The organism is Paraburkholderia sp. GAS32, from assembly GCF_050434225.1.
In the GTDB taxonomy this organism is placed as follows: domain Bacteria; phylum Pseudomonadota; class Gammaproteobacteria; order Burkholderiales; family Burkholderiaceae; genus Paraburkholderia; species Paraburkholderia madseniana.
The window spans coordinates 137,201-150,583 of sequence record NZ_JBNPVS010000022.1 but is presented as its reverse complement, the minus strand read 5'-3'; the positions used below and the strand labels follow the sequence as shown (position 1 = coordinate 150,583).

Here is a 13,383-nt window from a genome sequence, read left to right as displayed (position 1 = left end):
AGGATTCGTCTTGTGGGTCCGTTATCAGGACTGCTGCTCAGTCGCCTCCAGCGTGTTCTACTGCGCCTGGTTGGACGACTGGCGCGGCTGCACAATGGCAAGGCTCGCACTTCTCATCGCCGCAATGTAACTATCAAGCGCCGCCGAGTTGTCCGAGTGGCTGGATTGAAACCGTTGGCCCGTCATGGAATGGTAGTGCCTGGGTCGGTATGTCATGCCAGATACCAGCGCAACCGGGTCCGAATACCTGTCAGTACGGCTTTGCGAGTGGGCCATCGTGGAACGGTAGTGCGTGGGTTTATAGTTGCAATTCGGCACCGGCGTCCGTTACCCCCGCCGATCAGCAGCAGGCTTGCCTGACCTATGGATTTGCCCACGACTTTTACCCGATCCGGCCTTGGGCCTTCGGTTACCAGTACAACGGACCGTACGATGGCACGGGAGCAAGTGCGTACAGCCCATCGGTCCCGCTCCTTGCGTTTACTGACCCGAGTTCAGGTGAAGCTATCTGGAGTGGAAAGGGAAGTTTCTCCCCGCCGGGGAGTGCGCCAACTCAGATGGTCGTCGTGTCCGGTGCGGCTGTGGACGTCTGTTGGTTCGTTCCGGGAACTACCAACCTGATTGGACAATACAATCTGGAAGGTGTTTCTTCTGGCGGTAACGGCGGATAGAACACACAGGTCATGGCCGACCAACCGATGGTTTGGTCCTTTTGCCAAGGGTATTCCAGTAACTGAGGTTGCAGCGTCGGCAATAAAAAAGCGCCCGAGAGAGCGCTTTTTTCTAATGAGCTTCGGCAAAAAGATTAACCGATAATGTTGCCGGTAGTGAGACTTTTGCTGGCCCTGGTGCGGGGCCTAACTATTTTAATAAACAAAAAAATATGGAGGTTTGGCGATGAAAGAACTTTTGAAGTTTGTAATTCTGTGCGTGGGTCTGGTCCTCGGGACTCACGCATGCGCACAGGCACAGGCACAGCGTACACACTGCTCGTATAACTTTCAGGATTCGTCTTGTGGGTCCGTTATCAGGACTGCTGCTCAGTCGCCTCCAGCGTGTTCTACTGCGCCTGGTTGGACGACTGGCGCGGCTGCACAATGGCAAGGCTCGCACTTCTCATCGCCGCAATGTAACTATCAAGCGCCGCCGAGTTGTCCGAGTGGCTGGATTGAAACCGTTGGCCCGTCATGGAATGGTAGTGCCTGGGTCGGTATGTCATGCCAGATACCAGCGCAACCGGGTCCGAATACCTGTCAGTACGGCTTTGCGAGTGGGCCATCGTGGAACGGTAGTGCGTGGGTTTATTCGTGCAAGTCGGCACCGACAGTAACGTGCGCCAGCGAAGCACAGTCGCAGGGATACACGCTAACCAACGGCTATGGCACATCGGGCCCCTTCACGGGATACTATACAAAATTCGACGGCTCGTATGGCTATGGCACGTACAAAAACGTCGAGTATTTGGCAACCGGGCCGGTCTGGAACGACGTTTGCGCTAACACCGGCAACACATGGGTGATGTCTTGCACAGTCAGCCCCACGGACGGGAGCGTTATGGGGCAGCTCACGGGGAGTCCGTATGGTGCGCAAAGTGCTTCGCAGTGTAGTGGGGTGAACTAAATCTGCAAAAAAGGGCGCCTTCGGTCGCTTTTTTTAGCAGCGGGCAAAGGCTGACCTCGCTGACAGGTTGGTGGCAGAAAAAAGGGGTGCAGTCCGCAGAGGCTGCACCCCTTTTTTATTGGAGCATGTCAGAAACGATTTTCCAAAAAAAACCGCCAGCGCGAACTGGCGGTTTCGATCAAGGGCCGCGCGCGAACCCTTTTTGCACGGTAGCGTTAGCCGACGATATTACCTGTCGTGAACGTGAACGGCGGCTTGGAGAAAGTAGCACCGTTCACCGTGCCGGTCACGGATACCGTGTACGTGGTGTTCGGAGCCAAAGGCGTAGCCGGATAAGCCACGGCCTCATACGGCTGAATCAGCTTGTTCGGGTCGTTGGCCGAATCGAGCAGTTGCAGGTTGATGACGTTGCCGGACGGGTCCGTCATCGTTCCGGATTGCAGAACAATCGTATCGGTAGCGTTGCCCATTACAACAACAGGCGTGCCCCATGCGCCCGATGTATTCGGCGGCGTCGGCGATTCAGCGGCATCCTTGTACGGAACGCCGGTCGTGCCTTGGCACGGGAAGGTCAGAGGTCCGCTTGTGGTTAGCTGCTGCATCGACGTATTCAGAAGGCTCAACGATCCCCATGCAGCCGGGAAGCCGTTGATCGCCGTCTCATATTCGCCAACGCCCATCGTCGTAACCGGAGTCAACAAAATCGGCGCGTGGTACACGCCCGCAATCCATGCGTACACCAGATTCTGGCCGTACTGCGTTTCCGAGAGTGCCGATGTGGTGTAGTAATTCGCGCTCACGCCACCGCCAATTGCACCAGACGGAAATCCGAAATGAACGGCACGATCAAGGTAGCTGACAGCCGTGAAGCCTTGCTGTCCAGCCGTTTCCGTATCCGATACGACGCTGTTCAGACCGAGATACATCGCGTGCGCCTGCGCAGCTTGATCGAGAACCGTGTTTTGCTGAACTGCCGGGAAACCGCATTGCTGCCGGTAGGCGTTCACCTGATTAAACATCGCAAGTTGCGCGGTGTTAGCTGCGTATTGCGGCGTCGTTTGCGTGCCCGTCACCGGATTACTAGAGGGTGAACTGGCCGAAGCGGGCGCACTTGCGGGTGCGGACGAAGCGGGCGAGCTACCTCCACCGCCGCCACCGCCGCATGCTGCGAGGGCCGCAAAAGCTGCAATTGCGATGCCGGTACGAAAAACAGTAAGCGGGATGGCCTTCATTTTTTTATTCCTCGATGTAGCAAGTGGGTTTGACTTCGATGAGTCGCTTTTTCCTGCGACCGTGAATCTATTGTGCCAGGCTGATGATGACATGTCAACAGGTATTTGTGATTCAGTTTCGTGGGAGAGGAAAGCCCCCGCACTGCTGCGCGGGCGACCGTCTAGCAGACGAAAAAAACCCAAGGCCGAGAAAAAAGCCTTGGGGAGCGCAATAACACAAATCCACGTACACCGTGGCGGGATTTCCCATGCGGGGGTGCCTCAGTGCGAAACGAATATATCCGATTCGATTAGCAGTTTCAAATAAGCAGGCTTTTTGCTTGGAGGACTCACGGCTTGCATTGCGAGGTCTTGACGCTGACGCCGTTTGTTGCGGCTCACGCGCTCGTAGCTATGACAGATTATTTTGCGATCAGGAAGCGGTCACGGTTCTTCGCATCGCGAATCCACAGCGGTGAGCGACCCATGCCTGTCCACGTTTCGCCGGTCTTGGGGTTCTGATACTTCGGCTCGATCTTTTTACGGGGCTTGGCGGGCGCGTCAGCAGGCGTAGTATGGGTGGCCTTGGCGGATTTCTTCGTGGCTGCTGTAGAAGGTGCCTTACGCGTGTGCTTGGGGGCGTGCGCTTGCAAGTCCTCCAGCGTCAGACCGACAGCGGCCATTAGCTCGTAGAACTTCCCGACTTGCAGCGCACGAAGTGCCTGGATTTCCTTCTCGATGGCGGTTGCACTAGATACTTTCACAGTAATTTTTCCCTTGGTTTGTACTGAAGTTGACATAATGCTTTTAATCAACCGAACTGGTATGTTTGGGACTGTTGCGTTTTTCGGGCATCCGGCGACGGTAGCTCAAGGCTTCCAGCCAGATTCTGCGCAACAGAAAGCGTAAGTCTTGACGCGCAACGGTGATTCGCCAATTTTCTCTTTGAAGACAACTCAAAACCTTGACAAACGCTGTCGTCCGGACTCGCCAATGTCACGCAACACCATCCCATACATACCAAGAATCAACCTTTTTGGGCGAGTTCGCTTAGTTCCCTCAACCCGTCCTTGGCCCACTGCGAGAATGCGTCAAGTTCCGCGCGGACCTTCGCCAGTTCGGCTGCGCCCGCATCATCTGTCGCGGTCATTCCGGCCAGCACTATCGACATTGCGTTCGCTGTGCGTTCGAATCCGTCGAGCAACTTGCGCCGGTTCTTCATGAAGTGAATCTTGAAGTCATCGCGAAGCGGCATTTTCATGTCGGTGGCGTCCCGCCACAGTTGTATCGCGCTCGTCACGCTGCCGGGATCGAACGATACCGGAATCTTCGTGCCCGAATCAATGCTCATCGTTTTGCTCCCGTTGCCTAACCGGTGGCAGTCCTTCCTTATCCATCTTCTCGCGCCACGCTCGGCGCGCGTTTTGTTCAGCAGCGTCCGACGCGTGTTTTGCGTTGATCGCATCCTGTTCGCTCACTGCCGGGTCGCCGTCCATATAGCGCGTGAACAGGTCTGTATGACGATCCCTTGCGAGCTTCATGGCGGCGTATTCAACCGGACACATCGCGGCCACGTACAGTGTGAAAAGGCTCTGGCTCATGTCGGCGGTCGTTATCCTTCATCGGCCTGTGGAGAGAGGCGCAGCCGTGCCGCCGAGTGAATCGCGTTGTATCCCTCATGGCGACCGGTTCGACGGAACTCCGTCAGCAGGTCGATAACGCGAAGAAACCGTTCCTCATCGAGCGTGTGCAGCATTTCGCCAACCGGTCCATCGCCCTCCAGGTCCATGATGATCTTGCGCAGGGCACGGCCTCCACCGGTTCCCGTCAACGATTCTGCGTCTGCACACACTCGGGCCAATTTATCTTCGTAGATGCTCATAGGTGGTATTTCCAAAGGTGTAGTCGGTTACGCTGTCAAGACTCGTTTTCCGGCTCGGGTATCTGCTGCACAAGGTACTTCAAGGCCGCACGGCGTGAACCTGCAACACCTTTTGCAACCAGCGCATCGAGCTTCGCCAGTTCACCCGCGTCAAGATGAGCTTCCACGCGCGCACCGCCCGCGTCAGCCAGCGCCTTGCGCTGTCGCTCAACGCGATCCTTGCCCGTGTAGTCGTATTTCGGCTGAACCTGTTTCTTCGAAGCCATCTTCATACCCACAATAAAAGGCCGTTGATGCGGCCTTGGCTGATTTCCGGTTATTTGGCCCGCGTTAGCTCGGCGCTGCCGCCCATTGTCGGCATTAGCAACGTGTCGTGCTCCTTGTCGTAGCCGACATTCGCGGTGCCAAAACCCGTCGCGACCTGGAGCACCCCGTTTTGGTAGGTGGCTGGAATCTTGTCGGTCTTCATGCCGCCGACGAGATAGTTCGGATGCGTGTCCGCAATCAGGAACCCGTCGCCATTTTTCGCAATCTCGACGGTCTCCTTACGTCCTTGGTTCTCCCATTTGCCGATGAACTCGTTGCCGTCTTTCTTGCCGCAGCCACCAAGCATTGAGATAGCGCAAACAGTTGCCGCAAAAATCAATCCCCGTTTCATACTCTACTTCTCCTTTTTAAATGCCCGCCGTGGCGGGCGCTGTGGTTAGGCGCATCCACATATTCGTTTTTCCGTTATTCAGGCCAGCGCGAGCGCGTCGGCACACATCCATTTCAACAACGACTGCCCCGATAGGTTCTTGCCGTAGTTACACCGCACCATCGGACCAGTCTTCGATTGCCTCACACGCACGACCGTCGCCCTTGAACCCGGAGCGCTGTCCGCGAAAAAATAACGAGTTTGCACTGCGCTACCACGTTTGAGCAACGCGGCATCTACCGCAGGCAGCGTCAGTGGCGGATACAACGAAGCCGAGTTCATCGTCTTAATCAGGCACTTTGACAAGGGCGTAGCCCGCCGTCTCAACGAGTCGAGCCGCTTCCGTCATGGTGTTTGCCGCAACCTCCACGGTCGTTTCGCTGTCACAGAATATGACCGATACATCGTAGATAAAGACCCCGTTGGGGTTGCTTACCTTGAGTCCTCGCACCTTCATGGCCCCTCTCCTTTTTCCTGTCCGCGTTATCGGCACACGTGCGCCGACCATGAATCACATTTTACCGTAGCCGGTTACGGCGTCAAGCATTTCCCCGACTCGGGTAGCCGCTGCTAAAGGCCGCTCACGCGGCCCTGGCTGATGTTCTTGGACCTTTGCATGACGCGCCAGTACGAGACCCACAACGCAAAGCATCACGGTAGTTGCTACAACTATGCACCATAGCTTGCCAAAGATTGTTTTAGGCATTGAGCGATACTGAATGAACGACGCGACCAACATAGAAAGACTGAGGATCATCACCACCAGAAAAAACTTCTCCATATGTTTTCCACGCTGTTTAGTCGTTAGCCCATTTATAGGGGTAGCTCGCCTTTCTTTAGCGCCTCTTTTGCGTCCGCTACCAGCGATGCCAACATACCCGCACCGATTTCAGCGCAATCCGGGTTCAGGCTGGCGACTCGTTGAATCAGCCCCATAAGCAACTCATGCGAATTGCACGCTCGGACGATAAATTCAGCATTTTCCTTCGCTTGGGGTGTCATCGTTTTTATGCCAGCGCCGCCGTGCGGTGAAGTGCATGTTGCGATGATGCGCAAATTGCCGCGCCCTTCCCCGGCGTGGATTTGGTAGCCATATTTGTTGTCCATCGGAACAACCCGATACGGCGTCTTGGTAGGCTTCACGATTTTCCGTTGCAATGGTTTCAGCCTTGTCGCGCTGTTGTTGGTTTCAGCCGTGAACAACTCTCATTTGCTTCAAAGATTGCTTGAAGCCGGGTTTCTCGTATCAGTCTGTCGTATTCGTTGACAACGACGCCAAGGTCATTGATTAACTCGGCAGCAAATTTCCATTCGACTACGCCAGCCTGGTTCAACTCAGTCAACAGTCGCTTTTCCACGCTGTCCAGAAAAGCCGTGTCGAGTAGTCCGAAACCACCTTCGGTCAGAAATCCCGTCAGCAGCAGAATCTGCGCCATGCACACAGCCGCGTCTCGATCAGCCTCCCCCTGACGTATTCGCTCGAAAGCAATTCTGACAGGGAGTACGAGATCGTCTGCCGTTGCGCGATCCATCGGCAGAAAGAGTGCTTTCCTATGCCGGGATCGTTTCGCGAAACCGGCTGGCCGCGATCTACGGGCGTCAATACGTGTCATGAATCATTTTTCCTAGTTGTGACTCATCCAGTCTTGAGCCGTCAGCGAAGCACTTTCGCCCGTCTCAAACTCCCGGCGAAACCATTCCTCGTTATCGTAGGGCACGTGCTTTGCCTCAAGCATGTCCATCCCTAGATTCTTGAGTTCCCGCGCCACGTCAGCGGCCCAATCATCGAAACTGCGCGCCATGATCTTTTTCCTGTCCGTGTTATCGGCACACGTGGGCCGACCATGAATCACATTGTACCGTAGCCGGTTACGGCGTCAAGCCTTTCCCCGGCTCGGGTAGCTGCTGCATCAGATACATGAATGCCCCACGCCGCGAACCGGCGACAACAACTGAAAAGGCCGCTAACGCGGCCTTGGGCAATATTCCGTTTTCAGAGCAGAGAAAGCGCGCTCTGCACCAGCAATACGGCGAAGGACATGCAAACGAATGTTGGGATGATCGCGCCCGCCGCAGTAGCGGCCTTAAATCTGAATCGGCGCATACATGTAGATCGCAAACGCGGATTATTCGCGTGTTCGACGGCACGGGCCGCGACTGCCGAGACTATCGGATTGGAGTTCAGTTCGCTACCAATGCCTGCGCCCGCGTGCCACGCCATATCGCTGTTGTGAATCTCACCGACAAAGAGAGACACGTCAGGGGTGTTGGCCTTCTGCGCAAGACCGACAGCGTATTCGAGCATGTGAACACTGCGCAGAGGAATGTTTGCGAACGGCTCAACGAGCGTAAACCATGCCCAATCCTTGTCGGGAAAGATCGGTGCCTGCATCGTGCCCCGCCCGTGGCGACGCGCGATGTTTTCTTTGAGATACCGTTCGGGATCGGGGAACCCGGCAAAGCGGCGTCGTTCATCCGGCGCTATGGCGTGAAATGCGGGCGAGCCGCCAATGTCCTGCAAGCGCTTGACATTCGCCATGCCAAAGCGGTCACGGTTCGTGCGTCGCTCGCGGAAGCACGCACGTATGAGGCGCGCTATGCGAAGCGGAGTCAGGTAAAGGGCGAAAGAAAACCGAAAAGCATCGCGCGCTCGTATCGGCATCCAGTCGTCAAGCTCACCGTGAAGACCTTTGTAAATTCTTCGGAATCCCATTTCTCCGAGTCGCAGGCCCGGTGCATGAGTGATCGTTTTATTCACGAATTCTTTGTAGCTGGAGTTCGTTCCGCCGGTCAATCCATGCAGGACGCCAAAGACGTGAAAATGAATGCCCTTGTAGTCGAAGCGCACATCATCAAGATATTGCGGAAATTCGAAACAGTCCGAATTCAGCAGTTCGGCCATCGGGACATACTGGCTCGCCATTCTTAACAATCCTCTTTGGTCGGGTCTGACTCGGGGCCGCAAGCGACGCCAAATATCCGTTTCTTCGCGGTGTGATTTTGCGTGCTGTTAGGCGTCTTCAAACACACCAAGCCAGCCCTTTACCGAAACAGTTTCAAGCGCGTCGAGGTCGAACGCCGCAAACTCGCTGTCGAGGTCGGTATCGGGCGCGATCAGCAGGTTCAGGTCTTGTTGCGACGATGAGGCGATAACCTCGCGGGTGAAACCTGCCTCGCGGGCCTGCGCTTCTGTCGTCATGCGTGCAGTCGTGGTCATGATCTTTTTCCGTTCTCTCAGTTCTTCGCCGTTACCGGCTCGTAGCAGTGGCAACGACGCTTCGTTGCGCAGCTTTCGTCCTCAAGGCAAATCGCTCTTATTGCTGTACTTGATAACAGTGTTGGTAATCACTGGCCGGGCACAGATATCGTGTGTGGTCGGCTGACGTGCGCAGGTGCGCCACCATCCCCGGCGCAAGTGATGAGGCAAGACCGTCCACCATGTATCGCCCTTTGTCCGTAACGACAAGCGCGCGATCTGGTGAACCCGCCGACACAACCCCAAGCCGTCCCCCGACAACAGCGACCCCGCTCATGTCGCTTCCCGGAAACCTTTCAACTGTGGAAACCGTGCCGACCGGAACGGTATCGTCAATGGAAGTGTGCGAAATTATCAGAAAGGTGATGAGTAGGCTGACGCCGAGGAATAGCGCCATGCCAATCCCATACTCGCGAATTTCTCGATAGCTCTCTGTCATGGTTGTTCCGTCCGTTTTTCTTTTTCCGTTCTACTGTTCAGTCCAGTAACCGTACACGCACCGCGTCCCGCCACGCGAGCAATCGTGGGTGTCGTGAATCACACCATCGACCACAGCCGCAACGTGCCGACTGAGTTGCACGACGATACGCCCGCGAGGCAATTCATCGGCACGAAGATGGATCGAGCAACCGGCTCCCACGGCCATAGTGGGGTGCCATTTCCATCCTAGCGAGGCCAAGTAAGCCCGCGTGTCATCTTTCTGCACACCTGTACGGGCCGCTGTTTTGCCGCGCCCTCCCCGCTGCGCTCGCCCCCGGCCTAGCTCGTTGAGGTCACGGTACACGTCCGCATACGGTTTGCCGGTTGCAATGGCGACCGCTCTAGCAACACAATCCCTAGCTTCGCCTTTGAAGCCGGAAGCAGATCGTCCGCCGTCATCGTATTCAAACATGCACATGCGATTTTCCGTTCTCAGTTTGCCCGCTTCTCGGGCGGTAGATCGCCGCAACGCAGCCAGCTTTTTTCGTCCTCGATCCAGCTAAGGCGGTCATGTGCGGTTGCGCCATTGCGTCGATTTCTGAACCAGACCCACCAGGCGGTCAGCTTGGAATCAGTCTCGCGCAACGCTCGCCCTGCGCTATCGCGAACGACATAACGCGGCTTGCGGGGTCGTGGAATCGTCGCCATGAATTTTCCCTGTTGTTCGATTACTTGGCCGGATGCGCTTCATAGGCCAACACCGTAAATCCGGTCGGGTTGTCCTTTAGTCTCTTAAAGCATTCGTCGGCGCTACCCTTGCACGCCATAGGGTCAACGAAGCGGAATCGAACCGATGCAACGCCACCACGGTAAGAAACGGTCGCGCTATCCGGCTCTTTTATCTGAACCTCAGATACCGAAGCATGTTCACGCTTCTCGACCTCACTTGTAAGAAGCCATTTTTCGATGCGGGTGTAGTCGGGTTTCATCGCTGCGAATGTCCGGTTTACGTCAACAAGGCTTTGATGAAGCTCGTCCCACGCCTTGACCGAATCGCGCTCTGCCTGGCTGGTCAACAGAGGGGCGTGATGGACTCGCCACGCCTCGGTCCGCAACCGCAAATCACCCGCAGCGACGTAGATGCTCATGATGACAATCACCACGATCAACAATATGAGTTGCCATGGATTGGACGACATAACTAGCGTCCGATTCTCTTTGTCGTGGTGCCAAATGCTCATAGTAATTTTCCGATCAAAACTGTTTGAGGTTAGCTAGTAGTTGTCGTTGTCGCGCATGGCGCGGAATTCGCGCCGGTAGCTCCACGCAAGATAGCGATCCACGAAAAACGAAATCACGGACCAAGTAGCGCCACCGAGGAAAAGAGTTACTAACATCGTTTGCCACACGGCCAGCCGATAAACCTGTGCGCACAGCAACGTGGCTCCCACAGCGACTATCAACGCGAGCGTCCACGTCAAGAGTTCGGCAACGATTCTTCGATTCACAACGTTGCTCCCATTTTCCGCTCTATTTCAACTGCGCACGAATCCGGCCAACCAGTTCTTGAACGGCTTCCCAGGTCACGTTGTCGGTATTCCCAAGAATGCCTACGCGCAGCAGCGTTGCGATGCGCAACAATCCCGGCTCCGAAACCTCGTCGCCGTGCATTTCATACATCGGTTCCACGACTTCCAGATATGCGTCGCTGTTGTCGAGCATGTCGAGAATGTCAGCGACATGCGCGCCCTGCTGGCGAGGGAAATGCCCCAAAAACGCTTTACGTTCGACGGGCGTAACGGCTTTGTCGGCTGCAATCAGAATTGATGTATTCATGGTCGTTTTCCTACATGTGCATGAGATAGGCGATGCCGACGACGACAAGTGCCACGATGGCCGCTGTGACCGCTTTTTCAATATTGTTCAGCGGCAAGCTAACCTTCTTTCCCATTTCGATTTCCTTGTTTCGCGCACGCGAAAATCGCTGCGCAGTTCTCCGTCCAATTTTGCGAGCATCGCGCTTGCGCGGACTCGTTGAACAAACTTGCGTTGCAGAACAAAACCTGCGACAAGCGCGACCCATGCGACTCCGATGCTCGCCCACATGGCAGCGCGCCAGTACGCTCCGTCATCGGGCAACGTAAGCAGAAGACCGGCAGACACAACGACCGCGCACAACGCGATCATCCACGCGACGCTCACACAGGTCGATAGGCACAACGCCAACACATGGGATCGAATCATGTTCATATTTTCCGTTTTCCTCGTTTCCCTGTTGGCCCGCGCAAACATGCGCGAGCGCTTTTCCTTGGTAGCCGCGAAGACGTGATTACCACGCCCCACAGTCAAAGTTGCAGTGTTCGCTGTTCGTTGCGATCACAAGCGCCTGACGCTCCTTGAGGCTTGCATCACGACCGGGCCTCAACGCCTGCTCAGGCTTCATGGCGCAGATATTTCCGCCCGCTTCGAAATAAAGGTTTGAGCCTTCGCCGTATTGCTTCGTCAGTTCGGTAGTGATCGCCCGGATTTCGACGGCCATCGCGTCGAGCCGCTTTTGAAGCTGTGCCTTTGTCACGTCCTTTACCTCGTTGCGCGGCAGGAGCCGCTTTTCCGTTTCAGATGTTGTTTTCGCACGATCCAGCAGGCGGAACGGGCGTCGCCAGTGTGCCAACGAGCTTGTAACCAGGATGCGAAGCCAAAGCGGACGCGACGTAAGTATCGACAGCGACCTTTTCGGTCGGCGCTTCCACAATCACGTGATACAACTGTTCGTCGGTCGATCCATCTTTCCGCAGAATGCCGGATACCATGAACCGCGTCGGTTGATGCACCTTCCACCCGATTTGAGTGCCGCGTTCGCCAGGTGCCGCGTGTGTGCTAACGGATAGACTCATCCCGACAACAGCGGCCAGGAAAAGTGCTTTCAACTTGCTCATGTCCGTCTGCCTTTTCCGAGTAGTTAGCCGTTCATGCGAATCAGGTACTGGCCGAATGGGAGCATGATGCAATAAATAAAAGCAATCAGCGCCACCCCACTAAGCAGCCATAGGATCGTTTTCGGGTTCATTTATTTTCCTTCTCGTTATGGAGTTCTTTTTCTCGGTCATTGCAGGCCCGATTAGCCCGCTTTTTTGACTGTAAAGCGAATGGGCGTGTCGGCGGAAGCGTATCGGTCGCAAACGACCATTGCGCCCTTTAGGATAGTCACGGTCCCGTCCCCTTGCTGCTTGTAATGGTCCGCGTCCACCGTGCAATTCACCGGCCTTGCGGCCAACTCGACCGACTTCTTATGCGTCAGCGCAGAAAGCGCGCAAGTGATGACGACAATCAAAACACCAACGCTCCAAAGCACCTTGGTCGGGCCATCGAGCGATGCGATGCGAGAGAGAATCTTGTTCATTCGTTTTCCAGTGCCGCGCGTGGCGAAGATTTTTCCGTGTTGGTTTGCTTGGTGGCCGGTTAAACCTCTTCGCAGTAGAACTCAACTACCTGCGCATATTGCGGCGCGATGATCCAAACGACGCTCCCGAAGTCATCCACGGTCAACCGCGCACGGTACAGCGCTTCGAAGTAAAGATCGGTCGGCATCGCTGTTTCCTGTCCGTGTTATCGGCACACGTGCGCCGACCATGAATCATATTCTACCGTAACCGGTTACGGTGTCAAGCCTTTTCCCCGGCTGGGGTTGCAGCGGATACAGTACGGCCCGCCGCGAACCGGCAACACCTGAAATAAAGGCCGCTGACGCGGCCTTGGGCGATTTTCCGTTCAGATGCCGTCTCAGCCCCGCGTGCAGGCGCTATTCTGGATTTCCCAACCGAATGCGTTTTGTTCTGCCTTCTTGAGCATCTGGTAGTGACAGCTTTGACCGTTGTTCGGTGCTGCGACTGCGACCGTCGCTGAATTAGCATCGACAGCCTCAAGCTCGGCGGTCAGACTGTCTTGGGGGACGCCGGTGAGGGCGCTCATATAGGCGATGCCTGCATCCTTGGCGGCTTCCGGCGAACCGGCAGGACCGGACCACGGTTTCAATTGCACGGGCTGGAGGCCGACATTGGAAGCGACGCCGGGAATTTGCGCGAAACCGATTGACGCCGTTACAGCCACGGCGATACCGACCAAAGATTGAATGGGGCGTTTGTATCTCATGCGATTTTTCTCAAATAGAGTGGTGGTTCCAGCAACCTTCTTTTGTCGTTTCACCGCGTTTGCGGCTCTTTCCTACTTTCCGGTGTGTTTCGAAGCAGGCGCAGCCGATCGCTACGCCCTAGGCACGGCAGCGCGAACCGATTCCAGT

General features: G+C 55.7%; 22 protein-coding genes. All 22 read right to left on the bottom strand.

Going from position 1 to position 13,383, the window contains the following annotated elements:
• Positions 1-1,835 precede the first annotated feature (1,835 nt).
• On the bottom strand, positions 1,836-2,852 hold the full coding sequence (locus P3T25_RS25795; protein ID WP_429359392.1) for a CAP domain-containing protein: 1,017 nt from the start codon (positions 2,850-2,852) through the stop codon (positions 1,836-1,838).
• 401 nt (positions 2,853-3,253) lie between these two features.
• On the bottom strand, positions 3,254-3,631 hold the full coding sequence (locus P3T25_RS25790) for an H-NS family nucleoid-associated regulatory protein (RefSeq protein WP_429359391.1): 378 nt from the start codon (positions 3,629-3,631) through the stop codon (positions 3,254-3,256).
• 227 nt (positions 3,632-3,858) lie between these two features.
• Positions 3,859-4,182 (bottom strand): hypothetical protein, encoded by a 324-nt coding sequence (locus P3T25_RS25785; RefSeq protein WP_429359390.1) that lies wholly within the window; start codon positions 4,180-4,182, stop codon positions 3,859-3,861.
• Positions 4,172-4,432 (bottom strand): hypothetical protein, encoded by a 261-nt coding sequence (locus P3T25_RS25780; protein ID WP_429359389.1) that lies wholly within the window; start codon positions 4,430-4,432, stop codon positions 4,172-4,174. Before P3T25_RS25780 ends, P3T25_RS25785 begins: the two co-directional genes overlap by 11 nt.
• An 11-nt stretch (positions 4,433-4,443) precedes the next feature.
• Positions 4,444-4,713 (bottom strand): hypothetical protein, encoded by a 270-nt coding sequence (locus P3T25_RS25775; protein ID WP_429359388.1) that lies wholly within the window; start codon positions 4,711-4,713, stop codon positions 4,444-4,446.
• 35 nt (positions 4,714-4,748) lie between these two features.
• Positions 4,749-4,979 carry a hypothetical protein gene (locus P3T25_RS25770; protein WP_429359387.1) on the bottom strand — a complete coding sequence of 77 codons (231 nt, stop codon included), beginning with the start codon at positions 4,977-4,979 and terminating at the stop codon, positions 4,749-4,751.
• Between the two features lie 50 nt (positions 4,980-5,029).
• Positions 5,030-5,371, bottom strand: a complete 342-nt coding sequence (locus P3T25_RS25765; protein WP_429359386.1) for a DUF3876 domain-containing protein — start codon at positions 5,369-5,371, stop codon at positions 5,030-5,032.
• A gap of 325 nt (positions 5,372-5,696) precedes the next feature.
• Positions 5,697-5,867: a hypothetical protein gene (locus tag P3T25_RS25760; protein ID WP_429359385.1), complete on the bottom strand. Its 171-nt coding sequence runs from the start codon at positions 5,865-5,867 to the stop codon at positions 5,697-5,699.
• Positions 5,868-5,921: 54 nt separating this feature from the next.
• Positions 5,922-6,191 (bottom strand): hypothetical protein, encoded by a 270-nt coding sequence (locus tag P3T25_RS25755; RefSeq protein ID WP_429359384.1) that lies wholly within the window; start codon positions 6,189-6,191, stop codon positions 5,922-5,924.
• A gap of 32 nt (positions 6,192-6,223) precedes the next feature.
• On the bottom strand, positions 6,224-6,553 hold the full coding sequence (locus tag P3T25_RS25750) for a hypothetical protein (RefSeq protein WP_429359383.1): 330 nt from the start codon (positions 6,551-6,553) through the stop codon (positions 6,224-6,226).
• 20 nt (positions 6,554-6,573) lie between these two features.
• Entirely contained in the window at positions 6,574-7,023 is a 450-nt protein-coding gene (locus tag P3T25_RS25745; protein ID WP_429359382.1) for a hypothetical protein, read from the bottom strand.
• Positions 7,024-7,035: 12 nt separating this feature from the next.
• Positions 7,036-7,212 carry a hypothetical protein gene (locus P3T25_RS25740; RefSeq protein WP_429359381.1) on the bottom strand — a complete coding sequence of 59 codons (177 nt, stop codon included), beginning with the start codon at positions 7,210-7,212 and terminating at the stop codon, positions 7,036-7,038.
• Between the two features lie 191 nt (positions 7,213-7,403).
• Complete coding sequence (locus tag P3T25_RS25735; protein ID WP_429359380.1) at positions 7,404-8,333, bottom strand: hypothetical protein; 930 nt, start codon at positions 8,331-8,333, stop codon at positions 7,404-7,406.
• Positions 8,334-8,420: 87 nt separating this feature from the next.
• Positions 8,421-8,627, bottom strand: coding sequence for a hypothetical protein (locus tag P3T25_RS25730; protein ID WP_429359379.1), 207 nt, complete (start codon positions 8,625-8,627; stop codon positions 8,421-8,423).
• Between the two features lie 97 nt (positions 8,628-8,724).
• Positions 8,725-9,105, bottom strand: coding sequence for a hypothetical protein (locus P3T25_RS25725; protein WP_429359378.1), 381 nt, complete (start codon positions 9,103-9,105; stop codon positions 8,725-8,727).
• 709 nt (positions 9,106-9,814) lie between these two features.
• Positions 9,815-10,327, bottom strand: coding sequence for a hypothetical protein (locus P3T25_RS25720; RefSeq protein WP_429359377.1), 513 nt, complete (start codon positions 10,325-10,327; stop codon positions 9,815-9,817).
• A gap of 33 nt (positions 10,328-10,360) precedes the next feature.
• Positions 10,361-10,594 carry a hypothetical protein gene (locus P3T25_RS25715; protein ID WP_429359376.1) on the bottom strand — a complete coding sequence of 78 codons (234 nt, stop codon included), beginning with the start codon at positions 10,592-10,594 and terminating at the stop codon, positions 10,361-10,363.
• A gap of 22 nt (positions 10,595-10,616) precedes the next feature.
• A complete protein-coding gene (locus P3T25_RS25710; protein ID WP_429359375.1) occupies positions 10,617-10,922 on the bottom strand; it encodes a hypothetical protein in 306 nt (101 codons plus the stop codon).
• 493 nt (positions 10,923-11,415) lie between these two features.
• Positions 11,416-11,757 carry a hypothetical protein gene (locus tag P3T25_RS25705; protein WP_429359374.1) on the bottom strand — a complete coding sequence of 114 codons (342 nt, stop codon included), beginning with the start codon at positions 11,755-11,757 and terminating at the stop codon, positions 11,416-11,418.
• 447 nt (positions 11,758-12,204) lie between these two features.
• Complete coding sequence (locus P3T25_RS25700; RefSeq protein ID WP_429359373.1) at positions 12,205-12,486, bottom strand: hypothetical protein; 282 nt, start codon at positions 12,484-12,486, stop codon at positions 12,205-12,207.
• Positions 12,487-12,545: 59 nt separating this feature from the next.
• Positions 12,546-12,674, bottom strand: a complete 129-nt coding sequence (locus P3T25_RS25695; RefSeq protein WP_429359372.1) for a hypothetical protein — start codon at positions 12,672-12,674, stop codon at positions 12,546-12,548.
• 192 nt (positions 12,675-12,866) lie between these two features.
• On the bottom strand, positions 12,867-13,289 hold the full coding sequence (locus tag P3T25_RS25690; protein ID WP_429359371.1) for a hypothetical protein: 423 nt from the start codon (positions 13,287-13,289) through the stop codon (positions 12,867-12,869).
• Between the last annotated feature and the right edge of the window lie 94 nt (positions 13,290-13,383).